18 protein-coding genes and 3 pseudogenes are annotated in these 25,345 nt (G+C 70.5%); 11 read left to right on the plus strand and 10 right to left on the minus strand.

Going from position 1 to position 25,345, the window contains the following annotated elements; translation table 11 throughout:
* Positions 1 to 72 precede the first annotated feature (72 nt).
* The 3 genes and pseudogenes from ACZ4QV_RS26125 to ACZ4QV_RS26135 all read right to left on the minus strand — a co-directional run.
* A pseudogene (locus ACZ4QV_RS26125) lies at positions 73 to 1,230 on the minus strand (pyridoxal phosphate-dependent aminotransferase); the annotation flags it as partial.
* A gap of 5 nt (positions 1,231 to 1,235) precedes the next feature.
* The gene (locus ACZ4QV_RS26130) at positions 1,236 to 2,342 is read right to left on the minus strand and encodes a tryptophan dimethylallyltransferase family protein (RefSeq protein ID WP_361587926.1); all 1,107 of its coding nucleotides are present in this window, start codon (positions 2,340 to 2,342) and stop codon (positions 1,236 to 1,238) included.
* A 363-nt stretch (positions 2,343 to 2,705) separates the two neighbouring features.
* Positions 2,706 to 3,323 carry a hypothetical protein gene (locus ACZ4QV_RS26135; RefSeq protein ID WP_361587928.1) on the minus strand — a complete coding sequence of 206 codons (618 nt, stop codon included), beginning with the start codon at positions 3,321 to 3,323 and terminating at the stop codon, positions 2,706 to 2,708.
* 255 nt (positions 3,324 to 3,578) lie between these two features.
* On the opposite strand from ACZ4QV_RS26135, the gene ACZ4QV_RS26140 reads away from it, so the two are divergent.
* A complete protein-coding gene (locus ACZ4QV_RS26140; protein ID WP_361587930.1) occupies positions 3,579 to 4,730 on the plus strand; it encodes a sensor histidine kinase in 1,152 nt (383 codons plus the stop codon).
* Positions 4,727 to 5,377, plus strand: coding sequence for a response regulator transcription factor (locus tag ACZ4QV_RS26145; RefSeq protein ID WP_361153571.1), 651 nt, complete (start codon positions 4,727 to 4,729; stop codon positions 5,375 to 5,377). Before ACZ4QV_RS26140 ends, ACZ4QV_RS26145 begins: the two co-directional genes overlap by 4 nt.
* 62 nt (positions 5,378 to 5,439) lie before the next feature.
* Here the strand turns inward: ACZ4QV_RS26145 and dnaE are convergent, their stop codons facing one another.
* Positions 5,440 to 9,039, minus strand: coding sequence for a DNA polymerase III subunit alpha (dnaE, locus tag ACZ4QV_RS26150; protein ID WP_361587932.1), 3,600 nt, complete (start codon positions 9,037 to 9,039; stop codon positions 5,440 to 5,442).
* Positions 9,040 to 9,603: 564 nt separating this feature from the next.
* On the opposite strand from dnaE, the gene ACZ4QV_RS26155 reads away from it, so the two are divergent.
* From ACZ4QV_RS26155 to ACZ4QV_RS26185, 7 genes are all read left to right on the plus strand, one after another.
* Complete coding sequence (locus ACZ4QV_RS26155) at positions 9,604 to 10,413, plus strand: cupin domain-containing protein (protein ID WP_361153566.1); 810 nt, start codon at positions 9,604 to 9,606, stop codon at positions 10,411 to 10,413.
* 84 nt (positions 10,414 to 10,497) lie between these two features.
* Entirely contained in the window at positions 10,498 to 11,049 is a 552-nt protein-coding gene (locus ACZ4QV_RS26160) for a type 1 glutamine amidotransferase domain-containing protein (protein WP_361153564.1), read from the plus strand.
* On the plus strand, positions 11,049 to 11,846 hold the full coding sequence (locus ACZ4QV_RS26165) for an HAD family hydrolase (RefSeq protein ID WP_361153561.1): 798 nt from the start codon (positions 11,049 to 11,051) through the stop codon (positions 11,844 to 11,846). The genes ACZ4QV_RS26160 and ACZ4QV_RS26165 overlap by 1 nt, the downstream gene beginning before the upstream one ends.
* Before the next feature lie 303 nt (positions 11,847 to 12,149).
* Positions 12,150 to 13,361, plus strand: a complete 1,212-nt coding sequence (locus tag ACZ4QV_RS26170; protein WP_361587935.1) for an MFS transporter — start codon at positions 12,150 to 12,152, stop codon at positions 13,359 to 13,361.
* On the plus strand, positions 13,352 to 14,062 hold the full coding sequence (locus tag ACZ4QV_RS26175) for a type 1 glutamine amidotransferase domain-containing protein (protein ID WP_361587937.1): 711 nt from the start codon (positions 13,352 to 13,354) through the stop codon (positions 14,060 to 14,062). The genes ACZ4QV_RS26170 and ACZ4QV_RS26175 overlap by 10 nt, the downstream gene beginning before the upstream one ends.
* Before the next feature lie 380 nt (positions 14,063 to 14,442).
* Positions 14,443 to 15,126 carry a type 1 glutamine amidotransferase domain-containing protein gene (locus ACZ4QV_RS26180; protein WP_361153554.1) on the plus strand — a complete coding sequence of 228 codons (684 nt, stop codon included), beginning with the start codon at positions 14,443 to 14,445 and terminating at the stop codon, positions 15,124 to 15,126.
* A gap of 320 nt (positions 15,127 to 15,446) precedes the next feature.
* Positions 15,447 to 16,352 (plus strand): LysR family transcriptional regulator, encoded by a 906-nt coding sequence (locus ACZ4QV_RS26185; RefSeq protein ID WP_361153552.1) that lies wholly within the window; start codon positions 15,447 to 15,449, stop codon positions 16,350 to 16,352.
* Positions 16,353 to 16,443: 91 nt separating this feature from the next.
* Here the strand turns inward: ACZ4QV_RS26185 and ACZ4QV_RS26190 are convergent, their stop codons facing one another.
* The 3 genes from ACZ4QV_RS26190 to ACZ4QV_RS26200 form a co-directional block, all read right to left on the minus strand.
* On the minus strand, positions 16,444 to 17,535 hold the full coding sequence (locus ACZ4QV_RS26190; RefSeq protein WP_361153549.1) for a DUF5954 family protein: 1,092 nt from the start codon (positions 17,533 to 17,535) through the stop codon (positions 16,444 to 16,446).
* Positions 17,536 to 17,680: 145 nt separating this feature from the next.
* Positions 17,681 to 18,967 carry a cytochrome P450 gene (locus tag ACZ4QV_RS26195; protein WP_361877434.1) on the minus strand — a complete coding sequence of 429 codons (1,287 nt, stop codon included), beginning with the start codon at positions 18,965 to 18,967 and terminating at the stop codon, positions 17,681 to 17,683.
* A gap of 66 nt (positions 18,968 to 19,033) precedes the next feature.
* A complete protein-coding gene (locus tag ACZ4QV_RS26200) occupies positions 19,034 to 20,401 on the minus strand; it encodes a glutamine synthetase family protein (protein ID WP_361587946.1) in 1,368 nt (455 codons plus the stop codon).
* 258 nt (positions 20,402 to 20,659) lie between these two features.
* Between ACZ4QV_RS26200 and ACZ4QV_RS26205 the strand changes: the two genes are divergently transcribed.
* The gene (locus ACZ4QV_RS26205) at positions 20,660 to 21,520 is read left to right on the plus strand and encodes an acetoacetate decarboxylase family protein (RefSeq protein ID WP_467763500.1); all 861 of its coding nucleotides are present in this window, start codon (positions 20,660 to 20,662) and stop codon (positions 21,518 to 21,520) included.
* Between the two features lie 102 nt (positions 21,521 to 21,622).
* Here ACZ4QV_RS26205 and ACZ4QV_RS26210 read toward each other — a convergent pair whose 3' ends face one another.
* Positions 21,623 to 22,519 carry an SDR family NAD(P)-dependent oxidoreductase gene (locus ACZ4QV_RS26210; protein ID WP_467763468.1) on the minus strand — a complete coding sequence of 299 codons (897 nt, stop codon included), beginning with the start codon at positions 22,517 to 22,519 and terminating at the stop codon, positions 21,623 to 21,625.
* A gap of 269 nt (positions 22,520 to 22,788) precedes the next feature.
* On the opposite strand from ACZ4QV_RS26210, the gene ACZ4QV_RS26215 reads away from it, so the two are divergent.
* Positions 22,789 to 23,364: a MarR family winged helix-turn-helix transcriptional regulator gene (locus ACZ4QV_RS26215; RefSeq protein ID WP_361615587.1), complete on the plus strand. Its 576-nt coding sequence runs from the start codon at positions 22,789 to 22,791 to the stop codon at positions 23,362 to 23,364.
* Positions 23,365 to 23,371: 7 nt separating this feature from the next.
* Here the strand turns inward: ACZ4QV_RS26215 and ACZ4QV_RS26220 are convergent.
* Both ACZ4QV_RS26220 and ACZ4QV_RS26225 read right to left on the minus strand, forming a co-directional pair.
* Positions 23,372 to 24,157, minus strand: a pseudogene (locus tag ACZ4QV_RS26220) (gamma-glutamyl-gamma-aminobutyrate hydrolase family protein).
* Positions 24,158 to 25,199, minus strand: a pseudogene (locus ACZ4QV_RS26225) (aldehyde dehydrogenase family protein); the annotation flags it as partial. It abuts the pseudogene before it with no gap.
* Positions 25,200 to 25,345 lie beyond the last annotated feature (146 nt).

Consider the following 25,345-nt stretch of genomic DNA (forward strand, 5'->3'; position numbering starts at 1 on the left):
CGTTCCGGTGGCCTGGAGCGGGACCGGGCCACCGGTGACGTGTTGTCCAACGGCCCTCGCGATGCGCTGCAAGGCCTCTTCCATGACGGCCCGGGACGTGGCGAAACTGATCCGGACATTGCCCTCGGCAGCCGGGCCGAACCATTCCGGTGTGCCGGGCACCACCGCCACCCGGGCCCGGGACAGCAGGAATTCGCCCATTGCCCGACTGGTCATTCCGGTCGCGGACACGTCGGGGAACAGGACGTACGTTCCTTCCGGGCGGGTGCACGAAATTCCGGGAATGGCGTTCAACCGGTCCACGCTGTAATCCCGTACCTTGTGCAGATGTTCCAGGAAGGCGTCTCTCCAGGGCCACCCGTGGCGCAGGGCGGCCAGGGCGCCGGCCTGGGTGAGAGGGGCCATGCTGTACGTGGCGCCCAGCCGCTCGAACGTGAGCCGCAGTGCGTCCGCCGCCCGCCGGGTCGGGGCGATCACGAACCCCGTCCGCAGCCCCGGTAACGCGAACGTCTTGGACAGGCCGGTCACCGTGTAGACGCGTCGGCTGGTCTCCGTGTCCAGGCTCGCCAGGCTGACGTGTTTCCCGGGCGGATACACGATCTCGCTCCACACCTCGTCGCAGAGGACCGGGATGCGGTGGGCACCCGCCGTCTCCGCCACCGCCCGGAGGGTCGATTCGGTGAACACCGTGCCCAGCGGGTTGTGCGGATTGCACAGGCAGATCAAGGCGGTGCGCTCAGTGATCAGAGAGGCGAGCCGGTCCGGGTCCAGCCGCCCGGTGCTCTTGTCCATCGGGCAGTGCACCCGCCGGGCCCCCGCGGCATCGACGGCTTGCCCGAACAACAGGTCGACCGGGTCCAGCACCACGCACTCGTCCCCTTTTCCGCACAGGAGGTGCACCACCCCCCAGAGTGCGGCCGCGGTGCCCGGGGCCGGCACCACACGGTCGGGGTGATGGCCGATCCCGTAACGGGTCTCGGCCACGTCGGAGAAGGCTTCTTGAAGCTCACCGCATTCCGTGGGCGACGCGTAAGGGAAGTAACCGTCGGCGACAGCCGACATGATGGCGTCCGTGACCACCGGAGGGCCGGGAAAATCCGGCTCGGCCGCCGTCAGCGGGATGACACCGGGCGGATGAGCACCCCAGCGCAGCGGCGATCGCCGGCGCAGCAGAGCGGGCCGGACCTGCGTGTCGTCGAACAGCGGCCGGGGCGCGTCGGGCAGCGCCATGGCGTTCACCCCCGTTGATAGCGGGCAGGCGGGTACCGGTCGTAGAGTTCCGGCGACCAGTACGTGGTCAGGCGGGGCCGGCCGTGCTGCACACGCGCTGACGCGTACGTGTGGATGCCACGGCCGGACGAGAGCGGGCGCCGGGCCATCCGGTTCAGCAGCGTCCGATAGCGGTCGGCGGGAAGACCCATTCCGCTCATGACCGAGCTGACGCGGTCCCGGACGGTCCGGTCGCTCGCCGCGTGCAGCCACAGCGGGACGTACAGCGTCGCGGACACCGGCTGATGTCCGCCGGCGGTCGTGAACGTCAGATTGCTGACGAGCGGCTGGGCCCGCACCTCGCCGTCGCTGTCGGTGAGCTGACGGCAGAACGCCCCCAGGAACCCGGCCTCGTGCTGGAGCGAGATCTCCATACGGGCGTCGAGTTCCGCCGGCGAGGCGTCGTAGTGCCGGAAGTACACCTTCACGCGGGACTGGGGGCCGTCGGTCAGGTCGAGACCGAAGTAGACGATTCTGTCGAGGTCGAATCCCCGGCCCGCGTATTCCCTGACCGCCGTCCACGCCTTGGCGAACCCCAGCCGGTCCAGTGCCGCACGCGTCCGCTCGATGCCGGTCAGGCCGGCATCGGCGTTCGGATTGAGGTAGACCTTGAACTCGGGGCCACCGGCCGGCGTGAGGGTGGCGGCGTGCATCATGGCGAAGCCGGTGGGGTCCTCGTCCGGCAGGAACAGGTCCGACACCTCCGCCAGCCGGTCGCCGACGGCGCCGAAATCCCGGATCAGCCCACGGGTGAGAGCGAGCGCCGCTCGCTGCGCCGACGACGGACTCGGCCGGTCGGGCAATGCCTCCACGAGCACCCGGAGCTGCAGGCCCTCTCGCGAAAAGGCCGCGGAGAACTCGATCGGCGATCCGTCGGCGCAGACGTCCGAGTGCCAGCCGGGACGCGTCCCTATCCGCCTCGCGCCCCACGGCGACAGCATTCTCCGCAGCGCCCTGGTGCCCTGCTCGACGTCCAGGTCCGCGCTGCGGAGAAGACGTGTTGCGGTGGTGATTGCGTAGTCTGAGAACGTCGTGCTCGCAGAGATGGGTGGCGCCGACCGCAGAGACGACATGTCATTCCTCCCCTGGCACTCGCCGGTTCCCGCCGTACCGCACGCTTGCTCCGCCGGCCGATCGGCCAGTACCAATAGGGGAAGAAGCTCCTGACTCACCGTGTGACAAGGGATTGACGGCCCGATCAGCCGCCCGTGTACCCCGGCACCTTTTTGTGCCCTGGGGCGGTCACCCGTGTACCGCCCCTTACCTCCGTCGGTTGCGGGCCTTTTCCTGCGCCCGGGGTACTTTCACCATTAACTATCTTTCCGCCGGCCGCCACCGGCGCACAAGGGGCGTGCGCGGCGTCCGTCCACCGATGGCGCACGCCTCCGACGGACGGATGCGTGCGCCGGCGCTCGCCAGGGCTGCCGTCACCGGGTTCAGCCGGGACCGGGGCGCCCGGTGAGGACCCCCGCTCGTGGGGCGGTCACCCCGGCGGGCTGCCACAGGGCGGAGGCGAGCCAGATCAAGGTGGCGCCGACCGCGATGTGCAGGACGCCGGTGAGCGCGGAATCGGACAGGGCGGTCAGGAAGGCGAAAAGGGGCAGCACGGTCGCGTACGCCCATGACGGGACCCGCGGAAACACCCGGGCCCGGACCATCGCCGCCCCGAACAGCGCGCAGCTCACGGCGAAGACAGCCGCGGAGCCGATGAACGCCGGGACCGTGGGGCCTGTCAGTGCCTTCTCGACGACCGCGTCGTCGAAGAAGAACAGCACGAGGTTCGAGGCGAACGCAGCGCCGCCGAACAGGCCGAGTCCGATGAGGCTGACGGCGTAGGCCGTCTCCCCGAAGCGACCGGTGACCGCGCCCTGACGCCGGTGCAGCGCGGCCAGCAACGGCAGGGAGAGTGCGGGGGACAGGGCGAGGAAGAAGCTGGTCGTCGCGGTCTCCCCGGTGAAGAGCTCGACGAGTGCGGGCAGGGCGACGAAGAGCCCGGCCAGGGTGCCGGACAGTGCGCCGACGCAGGTGAGCCGGTCGGAAAGGGGTGTGGGCACGGTGCGCTCCCATCGTCGAAGGGCCGTCCCGGCCCAGCACTTCGCAGGCCGGGACCGAGAACGTTAAGGAGCCGCCGAGCGTCCTCGGCAGGTGAAGAACGGCGAGAAGCACCGCCGGAAGTCACCTGACGCACCGCCGCCGTACAACTGGTCGGCACGTGCCGCACGGCCACGTCCGCCGGAGGCCGCCCCGCGCCCCTCGCCCCCCGGCCGCCGCCCGCCTAGCCTGGTCAGCAGGCACGAAGGGGAGGGCGCATGGCCACGTACGTACCGGTGCCGTGGGTGTCGCCCCTGCTGTACGCCGCGGTGCTGGTCGGCGGTCTCTACTACACGGTGGCCGGCCTCGCCCCCGGCCCCGGCCCGCCGCTGTGGCGCCCGGCCGGTTTCGCCGCGGGGCTCGCGGCGCTGGCCGCCCTGGAGACCGTGGAACGGCGCACCGCCCCCGTCCGGGCATGCCTGCCGATGCTCGCGCGGGCCGGACTGATCGCGGGAGTGGTCGCCCTCGACGAGTCGGGGCTGGCCCAGGCCCTCTTCGTACTCCTGCCGTTCACCGCCTACTTCGTCTACGGGCGCGGCCTCGCCCTCGCGCTGGCGGCGCTGTGCGTGGCCGGGCTCCTCACCGGGCACGTGCTGACCGAGCCCGGCTGGCACCGCGACGTGGAGCGCCTGTCCGACCTGCTGATGCTCTGCGCCGGCCTCGTCCTCGCGCTCTCCATGGCGGCCGTCGCCGTCGGTGAACAGCGCGGACGGCGCGCCTTGGAGCGGTACGCCGCGCAGGTCGCCGAACTGTCCGCGGCGGCCGAGCGCAACCGCCTCGCGCGGGACATCCACGACAGCCTCGCGCACCACCTCACCGCCGTCTCCGTACAGTTGCAGATCGCCTCCGAGTTCCGGGTCCTGCAGCCCGACTCCGCCCAGCGAGCGGTCGACGAGGCGCGCCTGTCGGTGAAGCGCGCGCTGGGCGACGTACGGCAGTCCGTGCGGGCACTGCGGGACGAGGAGCCGCACAGGCCGCTGACGGCGTTGCTCACAGGCCTGGCGCGCGACGGCGAGGCCCGGCCCCACGTCACCGTGCAGGTGGACGGCACCGAGGACGGCTACGGCCCGGCGGAGCTGACCGCGCTCTACCGGACCGCACAGGAGGGCCTGACCAACGCGCGCCGGCACGCGCAGGCATCGCGGGTCACGGTGGCGGTGGTCCTGACAGCGGACGCGGCACGCCTCGTGGTGTCCGACGACGGCCACGGCTTCACCCCGGACGGGGCCGCCACCGGGTTCGGACTGATCGGCATGCGGGAACGGGTGCGCCTGGTGGGCGGGAGTGTGCACATCGACAGCGGTCCGGGCCAGGGGACCCGGCTGACGGTGACGGTGCCGCGGGGCCACCGCGAGGAAGGCGTGACATGAGCGAGGCGACGGCGCCGGTCCGCGTACTGGTCGTGGACGACCAGCGGCTCATCCGGGACGGCATCGCCTCGCTGCTCTCCATCCGGCCGGGCATCTCGGTCGTCGGCACGGCGGTGGACGGCCGCGAAGCCGTCGCCAAGGTGCTCGAACTGGGCCCGGACGTCGTGCTGATGGACGTCCGGATGCCCGGGATGGGCGGCGTCGAGGCGGTCGCCGTCCTGCGCGGCGAGGCGCCGGAGTGCCGTGCGGTGATGCTGACGACGTTCGACGACAAGGAGTACGTCGTCCAGGCGCTGCGCGCGGGCGCCTGCGGTTACCTGCTCAAGGACCTGCCGGCCGATGAACTGGCCCACGCGGTCCGGCTCGCACACGCGGGCGTCACCCAGCTCGACGCCTCCGTGACCCGCCACCTCGCCGCCTGCCTGCCCGGCCCGGGCCCTGGGGCGGAGCCGGGCGTCGCCCTCAGCCCACGCGAGATCGACATCCTGCGCCTGGTGGCCCAGGGCCGGACCAACCGGGAGATCGCCGCCCAGCTCCACCTCAGCGAAGGCACCGTGAAGAACCACGTCTCCCGCATCCTCGGCCGCCTCGGCCTGCGCGACCGCACCCAGGCCGCCCTGCGCGCCCGGGACCTGGGCCTGGTGTGACCGGAAGTCCGCGGAGGGACGGCCCCATGGGTGGATCTCTTCGTCCGTGCGGTCCGGCCCGCTCACACCACGCCTTGCCACGCGTCCGGCCCGAAGGAGCCCTTGATCTCGGAGGCGAGCGTGGCCGGGTTCACCCTGGTGTGGAGCTGGTACACGATCGTCTTCTGTACTCCGCGTACCGCGAGGTGGACGGGGTTGTCCCCGGGGTGCGCCCCCATGATGCGCTTCAGTTCCTTGAGCGTGGGCCCGTTGACGCGGTGATAGGGCAGGCTGAGCTGCACGGGTGCCGCTCCGGTGCGTTCCGCCGAGGTGATGTCGAGGACGTTCAGCTCCTGCCCGAAGATGCTGATCGCGCCGTCACGGTCGTTGACACGTCCCTGGACCGACACCACGCTGTCCTCGACCAGGGCGCCCACGACCAGTTGGTAGGTGGCGGGAAAGAACAGCACCTCGATGGTGCCGTCACGGTCGGCCAGATTGACGATCGCCCAGGCGTTGCCCTGCTTGGTCGTCTTCGGCTGGACGCTGGTGATCAGTCCGGCCAGGCGCACCACGCCTTCGGTGCGGCCGGAGGCCACCAGCTCGGGAATGGTGGTGTCCCGGTTGGCGGAAAGGATGTGCTCGGTGCCGTCCAGAGGGTGCGCCGAGACATACATGCCGAGCATCTCCCGCTCGGTGGAGAGCAGCTGTTTACGCGGCCATTCACTCTCGTCGATCTTCACGTCGAGGCCGAATCCGGTGTCCCCGCCGCCTTCGTCACCTCCCAGTCCGGCGAACAGGTCGTCCTGTCCGTAGGCGGCGGCCTTCTTGAGCGGCACGACCGCGTCGATGGCCGGTTCGTGCGCGGCGGTCAGACCTTTACGGGTATGGCCGAGGGAGTCGAACGCGCCGGCCTTGATGAGGGATTCGACCGCCCGCTTGTTGAGCGCGGGCAGCTCGGCCTTGTCGAGGAAATCGGCGAAGGAGGCGAACTTTCCCTTGGTCTTACGGGCCGCGATGATGGTTTCGATGACGTGGTCGCCGACATTGCGTACCGAGCGGAGACCGAAACGCACGTCGTCACCGATGGCCGCGAACTCCGCGACGGACTCGTTGACGTCGGGCGGCATGACGGTGACGCCCAGCTTGCGCGCGTCGGCCAGGTAGATGCCCGCCTTGTCCTTGTCGTCTCCGACGGAGGTCAGCAGTGCGGCCATGTATTCGGCCGGGTAGTTCGCCTTCAGGTAGGCGGTCCAGTAGGAGACCAGACCGTACCCGGCGGTGTGGGACTTGTTGAACGCGTATCCGGAGAACGGGAGCATGACGTCCCAGATGGCCTTGACGGCCTCCTCGGAGTAGCCGTTCGTCCGCATGCCGGCGTGGAACTTCTCCCACTCCGCGGCCAGCACTTCGGGCTTTTTCTTGCCCATCGCGCGGCGCAGCATGTCGGCGCCGCCGAGGGTGTACCCGGCCAGGGTCCTGGCGATGGCCATGATCTGCTCCTGGAAGATGAGCAGGTGGTGGGTGGAGCCCAGGATCGGGTCGAGGATTTCCTTCAGCTCGGGGTGGATCGGGTCCGGCTCCTGCTTGCCGTTCTGCCGCAGCGCGTAGTTGGTGTGCGCGTTGGCGGCCATCGGGCCGGGCCGGTACAGGGCGAGGGCCGCCGCGATGTCTTCGAATCGCGAGGGTTCCATCAGTTTCAGCAGGGCGCGCATGCCGCCGCCGTCGAGCTGGAAGACGCCGAAGGTGTCGCCGCGGCCGAGGAGTTCGAAGGTCTTCTCGTCGTCGAGGGGGATGACGACTTTCCCGGGATCGCCGTCCATCGGGTCGACGGTGGCCAGCTCGACGCCGCGGTTCTCGCGGATGTTCTGCAGCGCGTGGTCGATGACGCCCAGGTTGCGCAGTCCCAGGAAATCCATCTTGACCAGGCCCATGGCCTCGCAGGACGGATAGTCGAAGCCGGTGATCTTCACGCCGTCGGCGGCCCGCATGTGCAGCGGGATGCGGTCCGTCAGCTTGGTCTTGGAAAGGATCACCGCGGCCGCGTGCACGCCGGTGCCGCGGGTCAGGCCCTCGACGCCTTTGGCCGTGTCGATGACCTTCTTGACGTCCGGCTCGTTCTCGTACATCTGCCGGATCTCGCCGGCCTCGCCGTACCGCGGGTGCTCGGGGTCGAAGATGCCGTCCAGGGGGATGGACTTGCCCATGATGTCCGGCGGCAGTGCTTTGGTGATCCGCTCGCCGTGGCTGAACGGGTAGCCGAGGATGCGCGAGGAGTCTTTGATCGCGTTCTTGGCCTTGATCTTGCCGAACGTGTTCACCATGGCGGTGAACGCGTCGCCGTACTTGTCGGTGACGTAGCGCACCATCTTGTCGCGCTGGCGGTCGTCGAAGTCGAGGTCGACATCCGGCGGGTTGATGCGCTCGGGGTTCAGGAACCGTTCGAAGAGCAGCCCGTGTTCCAGGGGACACAGCTCGGTGATGCGGGTGGCGTAGGCGACGATGGAACCGGTGGCCGAACCGCGTCCCGGGCCGACCGGCACGCCGTTGTCACGCGCGTATTTGCAGATGTCCGCGACCACGAGGAAGTAGCTGGAGAATCCCATGGGCCCGATGACCGTCATCTCGGTCTCGAAACGTTCCATGACCTCGGCGGGGACGGGATCGCCGTAGCGTGTGGCGAGGCCCTTCAGGACCTCCTTGCGCAGCCACGACTCCTGGGTTTCCCCCTCGGGCACGTCGGGGTACTGCGGCATCTCGTCGACGTAGTCGAAGACTTCGTTGTACGACTCGATGCGTTCCGCGATCAGCAGGGTGTTGTCGCACGCTGCGGGAATTTCGGAGAACAGGGCGCGCATCTCCTGTGCGGTCTTCAGGTAATAACCGCCGCCCTGGAACCTGAAGCGTTTCTCGTCGGCCTTGTTCTTTCCGACGCCGATGCACAGCAGGTTGTCGTGGGCGTCCGCCTGGTCCTCGTGGATGTAGTGCGCGTCATTGGTGGCCAGCAGGGGGATGTCCAGGTCCTCGGCCAGGCGCAGCAGCCCGTCCCGGACGTCCCGTTCGATGGACAGGCCGTGGTCCATCAGCTCCAGGAAGTAGTTCTCGCGGCCGAAGATGTCCTGGTAGGCGGCGGCGACCTCGCGGGCCTCGGCGTACTGGTTCAGCCGCAGCCGGGTCTGGATCGCGCCGGACGGGCAGCCGGTCGTCGCGATGATGCCCTCGGCGTGCTCGCCGATCAGCTCCATGTCCATGCGGGGCTTGCCGGCCGGGAATTGTCCGCTGTAACTGGCTTCGGTGGACAGGTAGAAGAGGTTGCGCAGTCCCTGGACGTTCCGGGCCCACATCGTCATGTGGGTGAACCGGCCGCCGCCGGAGACGTCTTTCGATCCCTCGCCGTCGTCCGACATGGCGCGCTGCCCGCCCGGCCCCCAGAATTCCTGCTTACGGTGGCGGCGCGAGGACGGGGCGACGTACGCCTCGATGCCGATGATCGGTTTGACGCCGTCGAAGCCTTTGGACACCTGGTGGAACTCATAGGCACCGAACATGTTGCCGTGATCGCTCATCGCGACGGCGGGCATCGACTGGCGTGCGACTTCGGCGAACATGGGTTTGAGCTTCTGCGCGCCGTCGAGCATGGAATATTCGGTGTGATTGTGCAGATGAACAAAGCTGTCGGTCACCGTCCGGGCACCTCCGCTAGCCGAAGAGAGGCCCAACCCTAGCCGTGTCCGCCGTTCGAAAAATCCTTCCTGCGCGCCTCGGTCGAGATCTTCGCCGCGGGGAATTGGTGACCTGCAAGATCGCAGAAGAAGGAGCCTCGGGGACGGCGTGGCGCCGCGTCGTCGGTGTCGCGCACCAGGGTCAGTCCCGCACTCACGGCCTGGCGGGGGGGGGGGGCTGTGCGGTCTTGCCGGGTCGGGCGGCCTGCGGTAGGGATTGTTGTCCGATGGCGGCCACTTCCCGGGGGCCTGGTCGCGCGGTAAGCGGGCATTGATGGAGCAGTGTTTTTGGCCAGTTGGCCGTTCGGTGGCCGGCGTGGGTCGACCGTTTCGGCTAGGGGTTCCTGGTGGCGGCGGGTGCCGGAACATCAGATTCCCGTCAACAAGGAATCTTCATGGCCCCCGCCAGAAGTTCCTATTTGACCTTCGTTGCGCTCGCTGCTTCAGTTGAGGCGCTGAGATTGCCGTGCAGCTCCAGGTGGGGCTTTCGGTAATTGGCGACAGTTAAACGGGGGAAAGAAAAACATGGCGATCACGCCTGCGACAACAATCGTTCAGAACACGTCCCATGACGGCCAGGACCGGTTTGCCCGCCTGGACGCGGGGCCCGCGGACATCGCCGAACTCAAGCGGCTGCTGCGGGGCGGCGCCCGCTTCGGGAACGAGCAGTTCGACGAGGACTCGCATCTGGACGAGGTGATTCCCAAGCCCTGGGGTTACGAGTACCGGGCCTACGTGGACGAGCTCTTCGACTGCTGGGCGCTGCACATCGACGCCCCGCACAGCACCTCCGTCCATCTGCACCCGCGCAAGCTCACGTACCTGCTCTGCCTGGGCGGCCAGGGCGTGACGGCGGGTCTGGACGGCACCTCCATTCCGCTGCGGCAGGGCAGCATCGTACGGATCGCGCCCGGAGCGTTCCACGGAACGCGGAACGCGGGCGACGAACCGCTGGAACTGATCGAGGTCGAGTCGCCGCGGAACAAGTTCGACCTGATGCGGCTGAAGGACGACTACAACCGGGCCGGGACGGCGTACGAGTCGAACTCTCTCGACGCGTCGAAGCACCCGATGCGCAAGGTGCTGTCCTTTCCGCACACGCGGATGCGGGCGCGCACCCCGGACGGGCGGTTCCGGTTCGAGCTGCGTACCGGCATGGACGTGTTCTACCGGCGGCGGGCGGAGGACCTGTTCCACATTCCGCTCTGCGTGTCCGGTGCTGTCTATGCGGACCTGGAAATTCTGACCGGCCGTCCGGAGGACGCCCGGCGGGTGCACACCGACAAGCAGTATCTGTGCGTCAGCGTCGCAAGCGCCCGGGCCCGGACCGCCTGACAGCAGCGAGTCGCGAAGCAGAGAAGCAAGCGGAAAACAGCCAGCAGCCAGTAGCGAGCGAGTAAGAACCACGGGGGAGTAGCAATGTCTCAAAGCGCTGTCATCATCACCGGCCAGGGTTTCCAGGACCACGACGTCGTCTTCACCTACTACCGCCTTCTCGAAGAGGGCTGGCACGTCGACATCGCCACCAAGAACGGCGACCCGACGACCGGCAAGTACGGCGTCCCGCTGCCGATGGACAAGACGGCACGGCCGCTCATCGCGTACGAGGACCTGTCGGTGGACCTGTACGACGCCGTGATCCTCACCGGCGGTCACGAGGCGCCGGACCGGGTGCGCCAGGTCCGCAGCGTGCTGGACTTCGTCGCGGGCATGGCCGAGGCGGGCAAGGTGGTCGCCGGGCTCTGTCACGGGCCCTGGATCATGGTGAGCGCCGGAGTGCTGCGGAACCGGAAGGCATGCGCGTACATCGGGTTGCGCGACGACGTGGTCAACGCGGGCGCCGAGGTCGTCGAGAGCGACGTCATCGTGGACGGCAACATCATCACCTGCTCGTACTACGGGTACATGGGAGCGTTCATGCGCGCCGTGTTCGAGACCGCGCAGAAGATCGCGGAGAAGGACAGCGCCTGATGGGCCGCAGCCACCACACCGTCGTCGGGACGGACCCGTACCGTCCCGACCGGGCCGGCACCCGCGAGGGCCTGCTCGCGCTCGACTTCGACGGGGTCATCTGTGACGCCCTGGAAGAATGCGCCCTGGTCACCTGGCTCGGGGAACGTCCGCACGACCGGACCGTGCCCGGCCCGGGGCAGCTGGAGCGGCTGCCCGGGGCGTTCACCGAGCGGTTCCGCGCGGTGCGGGACTACGCGCGGCTGCTGGACCACTTTCTGGTGGCTCATCTGCCCGAGGCCGACAGCATCACCTCACAGGCGGACTTCGACCGGCTCTTCGGCTCGCTGCCGAGGGAGCGCGTCGAGCGGTTCACGACGGCGGCGTCGGAGGCGCGGGAGTGGTTCCGGGCGGCGGAGCCGGACTTCTGGCTCGGGCTGCACACGTTGTATCCCGGCGTGCCGGAACTGCTGCGGCGCACCGGGGACGTGGTCGTCGTGACGGCGAAGGACGAGCCCTCGGTCCGCTCCATCCTGAGGCGGAACGGCCTGGAACAGACCGTTGCCGAGGTCTTCGGAGAGTGCCGCGACAAGGCGGCGGCCCTCCAGAGGGCGTGCGCGCGACGGGGCGTGCCGCTGGACGCCGTGACGTTCGTGGACGACAACCTGCCCAACGTACGGAAGGTGGCGGCGGTGGGGGTCCGGGCCCGATGGGCGCAGTGGGGGTATCAGACACCCGAGCATCGGTCGGAAGCGGCTCGGTACGGGATCGAGGGGCTGGAACTGGGCGGGGTCGAGGCTCTGTTGGCCGACGTCTGAGGCTCTGCTTCACACAGGCGCCGACCAGAGAGGCACCGGTCAAAGGGGGCCGCCCGAAGGGGCGGTTGCGGCCCGGTACGGGCATGCGCACACAGGCCGGGCTGCTGCTGCCCGTACCCAGCCGCCCGCAACGTCAACGGGGCAGCGCGCGTTCCCCTGCGCGGTGCCACTGCGGCAGTCGGGGGCCGCGTTCCGTTCCTGCGCGGCCCCCGTACGGCTCGCTCGCTCCGCTGCCTGCCGCCCCGCACGTCCGAGTCGGACCACCCGACCGCTCGGCTCTCTCAAGAGGACCAGAGGACCCGCATGCTCACCGCCACCACCCTTCGCCCCACTCGCCCCGGCCCCCGTCACCGCCGACGGCCCGGATTCTCCGTTCAGCTCGCGCTGCTGGTGGCGATGGCCTTCGCCATCCCCGCGCAGCTCTACCTCGCGATCCCGATCGCCGGCCGTGTCCGGACCGCCTACGGCGTCGACGCCGCGTCCGCCGCCTGGACAGGCGCTGCGTTCTCCTTCGCCTACGCCATCGGCTTCCTGGTCTTCGGGCCCTTGTCCGACCGGGTCGGGCGGCGGCCCGTACTCGCGGCCGGCGCCCTGGCCACGGCCGTGATCACCGCAGTGACTTCCGCTGCCCCGGACTTCGGCTGGTTCCTGACCGGGCGCGTCCTACAGGGGTTCGCGGCCGCGACCTTCGCGCCCGCCGCGCTCGCGTACGTGACCGAACGGGCGCCTGCCGCCCGACGGCCGGTCGCGCTCTCTCTTCTCACGACCGGCCTGCTGGGGGCGGGCATCGCCGGGCAGGTGTTCGGCCAGCTGATGGCGGAGCACGCCGACTGGCGGGCGGCGTTCTGGCCTGCGGCGATCGTGTACGCGGTGGCCGCCGCGATCTTGTGGCGACTGCTGCCGCCGGGTTCGGCCGGTTCGGCGGCTTCGGCCCGCGAGGTCGCCAAGGCGGCGTCGGGGCTCGTACGCACCAAGGGGCCCGCCGCGGTGTTCGGGTCCGCGCTGACCGTGTTCGGGAGTTTCGTCGCCTTTTACGCGGTACTGGAGCGGGAGCTGCGGGAGACGTCCGGGTACGACGCGGACCAGTTGCTGCTGGTGCAGGCGGTCGGGGCGGTGGGGCTCCTGGCGGGGCCACTGGTGAACCGCCGGTTCGGCGCAAAGGGGCCGCGTACGCTCGCCGTCGCCGGGTATCTGACGGCGGCGGCCGGACTGCTGCTGGCCTTGCTGGCGCAGGCCACTGCCCTGACCGGGGTACTGATCGGCGTCAGCGTGATCTTCGTGGCCGGCACCGGTCTGATCGTGCCGGGGCTCGTCGGGCTGCTGCACGAACTCGCGCCGCATGCGCGCGGGACGGCGGGCGCGGTCAACACCTTCGTCCTGTTCGTCGGCGCGTCGGCCGGGCAGCTCGCCGCCGCGCAGCTCGGCTACCGGCCCATGCTGACCGTCCTCCTCCTCGCCACCCTCGTCGCCGGCCTCGCCGTGGCCGTGCTCACCCGGAGTTCGTCATGCCCGTGATGCCGGCCATGAAGGCCGCGAAAAAGGTGCTCTTCGTCCTGACCAGCCATGAGGTCCTGGGCCGTACCGGCTCTCCCACGGGGTTCCATCTGGGGGAAACCGCCGTCCCCTGGCACCGGCTGCGTGCCGACGGCCACACCGTGGACTTCGTCTCCGTACGGGGCGGCCGGCCGCCGGTCGTCGGCCACGATCCCGCCGACCCCGCCCAGCGGGCCTTCATGGCGGACCCGGACGGCGGCGGCCGGCTCTCCCGGACACCGAGGCCGGAACAGGTGGAACCGGGCGACTACGCGGGCGTGCTCTACGTCGGCGGGCACGGCACGATGTGGGACTTCCGGGGGCACCCGGTGCTGCACGCCATCGGCCGGCAGGTGTACGAGTCCGGCGGGGTCCTCGCGGCGATCTGCCACGGCCCCGCGGTGCTTGTCGACCTGACGCTCTCGGACGGCAGCCACCTGGTGGCCGGCCGCGAACTGACCGCGTTCTCGAACGCGTCGGAGAGCATGCGCGGGCTGGCCGACGTCGTACCGTTCCCGTTGCAGACCGCGCTGGAGGAGGCCGGTGCGAGCTTCTCCGCCGCTCCCGACCGGTCGCCGCACGTGGTGGTCAGCGGGCGCCTGGTCACCGGGCAGAACCCGCAGTCGTCCGCCGAACTCGGGGACCGCATGGCCGCATTGCTCCTGAAGCACCCGGAGCGGTGACCGTAATCGACGGCCGAAGTGCAACGGGCAATGACCGGTCGCCCAAGACCGCAGTCCCGCAGTCCCGCACTCCCGCAATCCCGTAGTCCCGATGTCCCGATGTCCCGATGTCCCGCAGTCCTGATGTGTCGATATCCCGAAGAATGTGCTCTTCGCGCCTGCCTAATTCCGTGGCATCCGCGGAGAACCGGGCCACCCGCCCGGCCGCAGCGCGCCCTGTCGGCACCTCGTCACGTCTCATCACACCTCATACACATCTCTATGGGGGGCATGAAACCCGCTATTGGCGACCGGCTTGCCCCGATCCCTACATTCGACGGACGGGAGCCGAACGCGTCCACCGGCTCATCCGTAACCTCTCGTCAACCGGAGAAAATGTCATGACCAAGAAGGTACTGTTCGCACTCACCAGCCATGGCCACCTCGGCGACACCGGTCGAAAGACCGGCTTCTACATCCCGGAAGTGGCGCACCCTGCCGCCGTTTTCCGCAAGGCGGGGTACGACCTCGACTTCGTGTCCGTACAGGGCGGTGCCCCGCCGCAGGACGGTTTCGACCCCGGAGACCAGGTGCAGGCCGACTTCCTCGCCGACCCGGATATCGAGACCGCCCTGTCCGCCACCGCCGCTCCCGGTGACCTGACGGCCGCCGATTACGACGTCATCTTCTACGCGGGCGGACATGGTGCCATGTGGGACCTGGCCGAGTCGGAGGTGCTGGCCGAGCTGGCCGCCGGGATCTACGAGCAGGGCGGTGTCGTTGCCGCGGTCTGCCACGGCCCGGCCGGGCTGGTCAATGTCCGGCTCGGTGACGGTTCGTACCTGGTGGACGGCAAGCAGGTCTCGACCTTCACCAACGAGGAGGAGGCCGCCGTCGGACTGACCGAAGTGGTGCCCTACCTGCTGGAGAGCAAGCTCGCCGAGCGCGGCGCGAAGATCACCAAAGCCGGGAACTTCGCCGCGCACGCCGTAGCCGACCAGCGGCTCGTTACCGGCCAGAACCCCGCTTCCGCGGTGCGGGTCGCCGAGCTGGTGCTGGAGCAGTTGGCGGCCGCCTCCTCCTGACCTCGGTGCTCGCCCGCACCGTCGTCCCGGGATGTTGTCACAGGGCCGGTACGGGTACGACCGCTTCTCGTGCTCCCGGACCTGCTGAGGTAGGCCCATAGACGTATATTCGTCGCCCTGTGCACCGACTTCCCGTGCGTCGCCGACGCGGCCGCCCCTTGTGCCGCACCATAGCTGCGAGGATCCCGGCAGCCCCCCAACGCCCAGCCTGGCATCCTCGCGCACCATGTATCACCACGCAGCGAGGCCGTACCAGTCATCAGCCGAGTCCGCTCCGGGGGACGCAGGCATCAGCAGGGCAAGCGCGGGGGGCGCCGAGCATGGTCGTGCAACTGAGCTGGCTCAGGACGTTCGTGACCGTCTACCGTCTGGGTTCCTTCACCAAAGCGGCGCAGAGTCTGGAGCTTTCGCAGCCGACCGTCACGCACCAGGTCCGCAATCTTGAACGTACGTTCGGCAAGGTGCTCTTCGAACGCGTTCCCCAGGGTGTCGTCCCGACCTGCGCCGCCGATCTGCTCATCCGCGACGTGCAGGGACCGGTCGATGCCCTCGGGGGCGTGGTCGAGCGGCTCTTCGGCGGCAGTTCCGAGAGCCGTCCGCTGTGTGTCGGCGGGCCGGCGGAGCTGATCACCTCCCGTGTCGTGGCAGCGGTCAGCGATCTCATCGCCGACGGTCTGCGGATCAACTTCCGCTTCGGTCTCGCCGACGACCTCCTGGACCGCCTGACGGCCGGTGACTACGACCTCGTCCTGTCGACCGTCCGGCCCCGGCTGCGCGGGATCAGCGCCACGACGCTGGTCGACGAGGAGTTCGCGATGCTCGCCTCCCCCGAACTGGCCGACGGTGTACCGCCCGGGCAGATCATGAAGCAGGGGCCGGCGGCCGTCCTCGACAAGTATCCGCTGATCGCTTACGCCGAGTCGCTGCCGATCATCCGCCGTTACTGGCTCACCGTCTTCGGAGTGCGCCCCACCTCGGCGCCTTCCGTCGTCATCCCGGACCTGCGGGGGGTACTGGCCGCGGTCAAGTCCTCCGCGGGGATCTCCGTACTGCCCACCTACCTGGCGGCCGACGCCCTCCGGCAAGGCGAGGTCGTCAAACTGCTGGAGCCCGAGATCCCGCCCATCAACACCTTCTACCTCGCCACCCGGGACGGAAGCCTGTGCCACCCCGACCTGTCCCTGCTCCACGGCCATCTCCTGCGGAAGGCCCGGACATGGGGATAGCCGCCGTAGGTCCGCCGCGGCTCTCCTCGAAACTCCTCCGAAGTCGGCCGTCCGGGACGGTCGGGTGAGGCGCGTCCCGGACGGCAGACGTTCACGGCGCGTCGTTCTCCTGTTCGTGATGGATGGTGCCGTCCTCATCGATACGGGGGTGCATGCGCTCCGGGGGATGACTGTTGGCGTCGGACGGGCGTGCCCCTTCCGGCCCGTCCGGACCCCAGCGCAGCAGCCGGCGGGCACGGCAGATCCGATGGACCGTACCCCTGACCTCGACCTGGTTGACACGTTCGGCCCGGAGCCGGTCAGCGGCCCGGACGTACTCGGCCAGCTCCCCGGCGGCAGGGTCGGTGCCCTCGGCAGCCACCGTACGGGCATCGGTGGTCATGTTGTCGGCGTCCCAAGGGATGAGCCCCTTCAGGCGCGGCTGCAACCACGTCAGGGCGAAGTCCAGCGACCTGCGGGCCGCGTGCGCACTGGGGTGCAGGCCACTGCTTGATTCCCACCCTGAGTCGTTCCGCTCCACGACCCTGAAGGCCGTGGGCAGCAACATCACGTCGGGATGGGTCTTCAACGCCCCACGGGAGTCGGCGCGCACGTCTTCGGGGAACCGGACGCCGCTGTACGCCAGGCCGCGCAGCATCAGGCGTTCCGCGGCCTGGGTGGGCGTGACCGGCGCCTCGGGATCCAGCACCAGCCCGCTGTCGATCGGCTCCCTGGCGCTGCGGCTCCAGTCGGGCACGGTGGGTTCGGGGTCGGTCGGGCGGGGCTGCTCGATACCGTCCGGACCCGTCCCCGCGTACTCCTCCGCCCGCACGATCCGGTAGCGGGTCGTGAGCACGGTGAGTTCGTCGACGCATTCGCTCTCCAGCCGGGCGACCGCCGCCAGCAGGGCACGCCGCTCCTCCCGGTCCTGGGCCTCGTCCTTCGCGCGGCGCCACAGCAACGAGTTGAGGCTGTCCCGGGCCTGCTGCGGACAGCCGGCGTCCACCGCGACCACCACCCGCCACCGTGGTGCCTGGCCGGCGTCCTGCGCGGCCACCCCGAACAGCGGGCCCCGCACCAGTATCGCCGCGGTCTCCAGCTTGGCGTCGCGCGCGTCGGCCTCCATGACCGCCTCCACCGGATCCTCCGGATGCCGCACCACGATCGGCCACATCCGGCCCCGACCCACGTCCTCATGACCCATGCCCTCATCCTGTCGATCGCGGCGGGTGCGCGGCACGGTTTTCCTGATTCCGGCCCGTCAATCGCGCCCGTCATTCCCGTCCGTCGCTCCCGCCCGGCGTCCTGCGGCGCGCGCTCCCGGACGCACGCGGTCACGGGACAGGCTCCTACGCCAAGGTGATCTCGACCGGCAGCGTCTTGAGGCCGTTGACGAAGTTGGAGCGGACGCGCCGGGGCTCGGCGGTGAGGCGGACGTCGGAGAGGCGGGGGAGGAGTTCCTCGAACATGACACGCAGCTCCAGCCGGGCCAGTGAGCTGCCCAGACAGAAGTGCGGACCGCCCTTGCCGAAGGTGAGGTGGTCGTTGGCGGTGCGGGTGACGTCGAAGCGGTACGGGGCGTCGAAGACCGTCTCGTCGCGGTTGCCCGAGGCGAACCAGAGGACGACCTTCTCGCCCTCCGCTATCCGCCTGCCGCCCAGTTCGGTGTCGCGGGTGGCGGTGCGTCGGAAATGGTGGACGGGGGAGGACCAGCGCAGGAACTCCTCGACGGCGCCCGGCATCAAGGACGGGTCGCGGCGCAGTTTCTCGCGCTGTTCCGGGTGGTTGATCAGGGCGAGCATGGCGTGCGAGATGGCGTGCCGGGTGGTCTCGTTGCCCGCGACGACCAGCAGCAGGAAGTAGTTGTCGAAGTCCCGCGCCGACAGCGGCACCCCGTCGGGCGGCGTCCGGTTGACGAGCCGGCTCACCAGGTCGTCGCCGCCGGCAGTCCGGCGCCGCGCCGCCAGCTCCCGCCCGTACGCGAAGACCTCCAGTGCCGCGGGGCTGCGGAAGGGCAGGTCACGGTAGCGCTCGCTCTCCGCGGTGCCGAGCAGTACGTCCGCGTAGTCCGGGTCGGTGTTGCCGATGATGCGGTTGCCCCAGTCGATCAGCCGCTGGGTGTCGTGCTCGGGGACGCCGAGCATCCGGGCGAGGACGTTGATCGGGATGTCGGCCGCGACCTCCTGGACGAAGTCGAAGCGGCCCTTGGCGAGCGCCGCGTCGAGGGTCCGTGCGGTCAGCCCGCGGAGGAACACCTCGTACGTGGCGACGGCACGCGGAGTGAACTCCTGCTGCAACAGCCTGCGCATGGCCCGGTGGCGTGGTCCGTCGGTCTCCAGGAGGGAGCGGCGGGCCTCGCGGTGCCGCTCGTCGACCTCTTCGAGGTTGGTGAACCGGGTGGAGGTGAACGTGTCGGGGTCGCGGCCGACGCGCACGATGTCGGCGTGCCGGGTGACGGCCCAGAAGCCGCTGTCGGGCGCTGCCTCCGGCTGCCAGTGGACGGGGTCCTCACGGCGCAGTGTGTCGAACATCCGCCAGCACAGCGCGCCGTCGGTGAAGTTGTCGTGGTCGGTGAGGTCGACTGCGTCGAGGGGCAGGGGGTGGGGTGCGGGGAATACGGCCGAAGCGGTAGTCATGGGGCTGTCCTTGCGGGGAAGACGAGGAGGGCGGCACACGAAGGGACCCGGCGCGGGCGGGGCCTGTCACAGGAGAAAGGCGTACTCCTTGAATTCCCAGTCGGTGACGTATTGCCGGAACCGCTGGATTTCATTGCGCTTGTACGTGAGGAAGGAATGGGTGAAGTCGGCGCCCAGCATGTCCGTCAACTCCGTGTCGTTCTCCAGCGCGTCCAGCGCCTCGGTGAGCGTGCCCGGCAGCCGCGCCGCGGTGTCTTCCCGATAGCCGTAGCCTTCCAGCGGCTCGGGCGGCTCGCGCTTTTCCCGCAGGCCGAGCCCCACGGCGGCGATCGCGCCCGCGACGGCGAGGTACGGGTTGGCCGTGGCGTCACCGAGGCGCAGTTCCAGGCGGGTGCCGTCGCCGCGCTCGGGCGGTATGCGCACCATGGCGCTGCGGTTGTCCAGTCCCCAGTCGATCAGCCACGGGGCGAGGCTGTCCGGGCCGAAGCGCTTGTAGGAGTTGACGGTCGGATTCAGCAGCGCGGTGAGCGCGGGCGCGTGGGTGAGGACGCCGGCGGTCGCGTGCCGCGCGGCGGCGGACAGGCCGTGCGGGTCGCCCTCGTGGCGGCCTTCGAAGACGTTGCGCCCGTCCGCGTCCACCATCGACAGGTGCAGGTGGAAGCCGGAGCCGCCCTCTTCGTTGAAGGGCCTGGCCATGAAGGTGGCCAGCCGTCCTTCCGTGCGGGCTATCTCCTTGACGGCCGCCTTGAAGCGGAACGCGCGGTCGGCGGCGTCGAGCGCCGCCGAATGGCCGAGGTTGATCTCGAACTGACCGCTGCCGAACTCGCGGTTGCCGGCCGTCGCGCCGATCTCCAGTTCCTTCAGGTGCCGCAGGGTGCGCAGCAGATGACCGTCGGGGTCGCCGCGCAGCCCCGCGCTGTAGACGTTGCCCGGAGCCCGCCCGTACGGAGACCAGCCGGTGACGGCGCTCTCGTCCCGTTCGCACAGGTAGTACTCCAGCTCGGGGCCGACCACCGGGTACGGTTCCGCGCCGATCCGGTCGAGGACGCGGCGCAGCAGGTCGCGCGGGGATTCGGGGGCCGGGCGCCCGGTTGCCGGGTCGAGGGCCTCGCCCAGGCACCAGGCGACGCCGGGTTCCCAGGGGAGTCGGTGCAGGGTGTCCAGGTCGGGCCGGACCGAGATGTCCGGCATCCCTGCCGAGAGGCCCCCCGGCATGGGAACGGTGTCGCTCTGGGGGCTGGTGTGGTAGACCGCGCGGCAGAACGCCAGGCCGTGGTGCGCGGCGGCCGGCAGATGGCTGACGAGGATGTCGCGGGCGCGGTCGGCGCCGAGCAGATCGGGGTAGACGACGCGCACCACGTCGATGTCCTGTGCTCGCAGTGCCGCGACGGCCTGCCGGGCCTGGTCGCTGTGTGCCGGGCTCTGTTCGCTCACCCTGTCCAGCCTTCCTGCGGGGACTGTGCGCGGGCTCACTCGGAAGTCGTTTGGGGTCGAACATTATGGAGGGTGTGGGTGCCGCGCAAGAGGGGGGCGGCGGACCGGTGGCGCGACCGGCTCGCTCGCTCGTGACAACCCGGGGGCGAGGGCATACCGTACGGGCCCAAACGACATGTCGAGAGAGAAGTCCGAGGAGCCCGAGGAGTCGCTGTGCCCATCGAGTCCGCCGTGCCCGCCGAGGCCGACGAGCCCACCGTGTCCTCCGAGTCCACCACTTCGGTCGCAGCGGCTGTCCGGGGCTTCTTCCCGCCCCGGACCGCCACGGGGCGGGCCTCGCTGATCCCGTCCCCGCCCTGGTACTACTCGGGCGACCTGCTCACCGTCGAATACCGCACCGACCCAGCCCGGGTGCGCGAACTCCTCCCCGAGCCGCTCGTCCCCGCGACCGAGGACCCGGGTGCCGTCGCGCTGATCTGGGCGGACTGGCAGTCCTGCGGCGCGGGGAAGGAGGAGTTGCTCGACCCGGTGCGCAGCCAGTACAAGGAGTGCTTCGCGGTCGTACGCTGCGGCTACCGCGGTCGAACGTACTCGCGCTGTGTCCACATCTGGGTCGACAAGGACTTCGCCCTCGCTCGCGGGATCCACCAGGGCTACCCGAAGAAGCTCGGCTCCATCCACCTGACCAGGCCGCACCCGTACGGGCCGGCACCCCGCATCGAGCCCGGCGCAGTCTTCGGCGCGACGCTCGCGGCGGGGGACCGGCGGCTGGCACAGGTGGTCGCCACGCTGCGCGAACCGTCGGCGACGGGCGGCTTCGTGAACGCCCACCCGATGGCCCATCACCGCGTGCTGCCCTCGATCGACGGGACGGGACTCGCGCTGGACGAGCTGGTCGAGAGCGGAGCCGCTTCCTTCCAGGGAGGGCAGGCGTGGGCGGCGGACGCGGAGCTGGACCTGTTCGAGTCGCCCACGGAGGAGTTGGCGGCTCTCGCCGTCGTGGAGCCGATCGGGGCCTACTACCGTCAGGTGGGGGTGTGCTGGGACGGGGGGACGGTGCTGCAGCGGGGTGCGGGCGCGCCAGGGGGCGCGGGCATGTCGGAGGGGGCGGGCGCGTAGCGGTACGCGCCCGCGCCTCGCGGCGCCACAAGAACGTCTGCGTCACCTGTCCCTGGTACCTGTCGGCGGTACCGGTGCGCGGTGTCCGTCAGGGGTACGGATTCACCGCGGCGTCACGTGGAAGTCGAACGGCACCCGCCCCGCGTCGACCGAGGTCAGGCCGCCGTCCACGGTCAGCGTCGCCCCGTTGACGTACGACGACCGTGGCCCGAGGAGCCACAGCACGGCGTCCGCCACCTCCTCGGCCGCCGCTGCGCGCCGTTGCGGCACCAGCACCGTGGCCTGCGCGTACGCCGCGTCCAAGGAAAGCCCGCCGGTGAACTCCCGCATCTCCTCGTCCGCCATCTCCGTGCGCGTCCAGCCGGGGCAGACCGTGTTGGCACGTACTCCGTGCGGCCCGAACTCCGCGGCGATGACGCTCGTCAGCATGCCGGCCCCCGCCTTGGACGCGGCGTACGCGCTCGCGCCCGCGGCGGCGCGCAGCCCGGCGACGGAGCCCACGGTGACGAACGCGCCCCGCGCGGCCGCCAGGTGGGGAAGGGCCGCGCGGGCGAGCAGGAAGACGGAGGTGAGGTTGGTGCGCAGCGTGGCGTCCCAGTCCTCGTCGCTGAGGTCGAGCAGGCCGCCGGGCCGTATGGTCCCGGCGTTGGCGACCACGCCGTCCAGCCGGCCGTGGTCCCGCACCACGGCCGCGACCAGTTCGTCGACCTCGCCGCGTACGGTCACGTCGGCGACGTAGGGCGTCGCTCCGCACGCGTCCGCGACCGCGCGCAGCGCACCGGCGCGCCGGGCGCACACGGCGACGCGCGCCCCTCCGTCCGTACCGCGCGCGGCGACGGCGGCGCCGATCCCGCTGCTGGCCCCGGCCACGAGCAGGACAGGCCGGTCGCTGGGGGCGGTCCGGCCGGGCTGGTCGGTCGGGCCTGTCTGGTCGGGTCGGGTGGGCTGATCGTTCCGGGCCGGCTCATCAGGCCGGGTGGGTCGGGCGGGCCGGGGCATGCGGAACTCCCTTTCGCTGGCTGGCGTGCGACGGTGTGCTGGGTACGGCGAAGGCAGCGGGCCCACGGGCGCCGAGGGCTGCTGGAAGGGTGCTTCCGGCAGCCGTAAGGGTGCTTCCGGAAACTGCCTTCGGGAGAGAGCGGATGGGCCAGGGCGGTGCGGGTTATCGTTTGAGTCCGTAAGGATCGCGAACGGCAACGGTCTTACGGGGGCGCACGGAACTCGGCAGGGGATTGCCGGCGACGGCGAGAGACGTGGGAGAACACGACGTGACGGAGCACCGTTCCATCCGGGAGACCGAGAAGGCCGTACAGGCCAAACTGGGCGACACACCGATCCGGCACGTACAGATGGTCGCAGTGGCGAACATCTACCGCGCCGCCGCGGCCGTGCGTCAGCACTTCGAGAACTCCGTACTGCGGGGCGCCGAACTGTCCTGGACCTCGTTCGTCGTGCTGTGGGTCGTGTGGATCTGGGGCGAGACGGAGACCCGCCATGTGGCGGCGGAGGCGGGCATTTCCAAGGGCACCTTGACGGGGGTGTGCCGCACCCTCCAGAGCCGGGGCCTCCTCGAACGCAACAGCCACCCCTCCGACGGGCGCCTGGTGCTGCTGCGGCTGACGGACCGGGGCGAGCAACTGATGGCCGAGGTGTTTCCCGCCTTCAACGCGGAGGAGGTCTTCGTCTCCGACCGGCTGACCGACGAGGAGTGCAGGACACTGGCCGACCTGCTGCGGAAGATCGTGGTGCAGACGGAGGAGAACGGGGAGGAGCGGCGGCTCGCCCTTCTCGACGGGGCCGCCCCCCGTCCGCGACGCAGCGGACGCCGCCCCTCCCGGAGCTGAACCGCCCTCAGGGGAACCGCCCCCACGCCTCGGCCAACGCGTCGAACAGGCCCTGCTGGGCGGGATCGGCTGCCGCCGTGTCCTCGGGGTGCCACTGCACCGCCACGCGCCACGCGCGGCGGCCCGGCAGTTCGAGGGCTTCCACGGTGCCGTCCGCGGCGCGCCCGGTGACGGCGAGCCCTTCGCCCAGCCGGTCCGTGCACTGGTGGTGACAGCATGACACCTCCACCTTGTCGGTTTCCCCAGCCCAATCTCCAGCCCCAGCCAACAGGCACGGACACAGCCGCAGCCGCTGCTCTCGTCATCGCCCTCGCGACCGTCGAGCCCGCCGCGAGCGCGACATGGTGGATCAGGTGCCGGTGGTCGTGCCCCCGGCCGCCCCTGTCCTGGCGCAGCGTTCCGCCGAGGGCGACGTCGACGACCTGGAGCCCGCGGCAGACAGCCGGCAGCGGCAACCGGCTCGCCAGCGCGTACCGCGCCACCGCGAGATCGAACGCGTCCTGCTCCGCGTCGACGTCGTGGTCCCTGTCGTGGACCTCGGCGCCCGTGTCGTAGAGGTGCGGTGCCAGGTCACCGCCGCCCGGCAGCAGCACGCCGTCGCAGCGGGCCGGCCGCTCGTCCGCCACCTCCGGCAGGCCCGGATGCAGCACGAACGGTTCGCCGCCCGCGCGCGGCACAGCTTCCGACAGCGCCCGCGCGGTCACCGCGGCGCCGTACCGCAGCGACGAGGCCGAAGCGGAGCAACGCTGAGGGGGGCGACGAGGGGACGGGCGCCGTCGCGCGACGTGTTCACCACTGGGATCCATGTCGTCTTGAGCGCGGTGTTCTTCTCCAGCGCGTATACGGACTTGTCGCGCCCGTTGCCCGACTGCTTGTAACCGCCGAACTCTTCCCGGGCGAGCCGCATGTCCGGCGTGACCCGGTCGAAGACGGTCGGCTCCAGGTAGCTGCCGCCGAGTGCGCGGTCCAGGCGGGTGCCGCCGGTGCGCAACCGGGCGCCCGCCTCCCGTCCGGCCCGTACGTGGGCGAGTACGGAACGCGCGCGAGCCGCGCCCGCCACCGCGCCTGTCTCCAGGTCTGGTGCGTCGGGCAGCGCGATGTTCGGTGATTTGTCGCCCCGTTCGAGCCGGACACGCTTGAGGTCGGAGTCGGCCGCAGGGCGCAGGAAGTGGCGTACCACGGCCGTCGATCCGGTGAAGGCGAGGACGTCCACGTCCGGGTGCAGGCCGAGCGCGCGCCCCGCCAGGGGGCCGTCGCCCGCGACCACGTTGAGCACCCCCGGCGGTTGCCCCGCCTCGTCCGCGAGCCGGCCGAGGAGCAGCGCGGACAGCGGTGGCAGCTCGGGCAGCCGTGTCAGCTCGGACGGCTTCAGTACGGCCGTACAGCCGGCGGCGAGCGCGGGAGCGAGCTTCCAGGAGGCGGGCGAGAGCGGGGAGTTCCGGATGGTGCCAGTGGAACGTGGCGATGGCGGCGGGCAGCTCGATGCCGTACACCTCGCTGACCGGCTTGCCGTTCTCCAGGCTGACGGCCAGGGCGAGGTCCGGCCGGTGCTCCTCGGTCAGGTCGGCGAGGCGCGGCAGGACCCGCCCGCGCGCGGCGGGGGAGAGACGGGGGCAGGGGCCCGCGTCGAAGGCGCGCCGGGCCGCGGGGACCGCCCGGTCGACCTCCCGCTCGCCGGCGTCCGCGACGACGGCCGGCTCACGGCCGTCGCGCGGGGACAGGGCGCGGAAGGTCGTGCCCGAGCCGTCCGCGCCCGCGGTGCGGTGGCGGGCGGGCGGCACCCGTCGGTCCGCCCGGCGCAGCCAGGTGTCGTGGCTGGTGTCACTGTCCGGCATGGGCATCTCTCCCGTCGCACCCGTCTCTTCCGCCTCTTTCGGGGCCAGGCTCCGGCGTGATGTTTGGGGTCAAATGATAGTCATGAGGGGCCGTCGGGGAAGGGGTTGACCGCCTGGAGCGGGGCCGCCTATTTTGTTTGGCCTCA

Source organism: Streptomyces sp. NPDC026394, assembly GCF_055567735.1.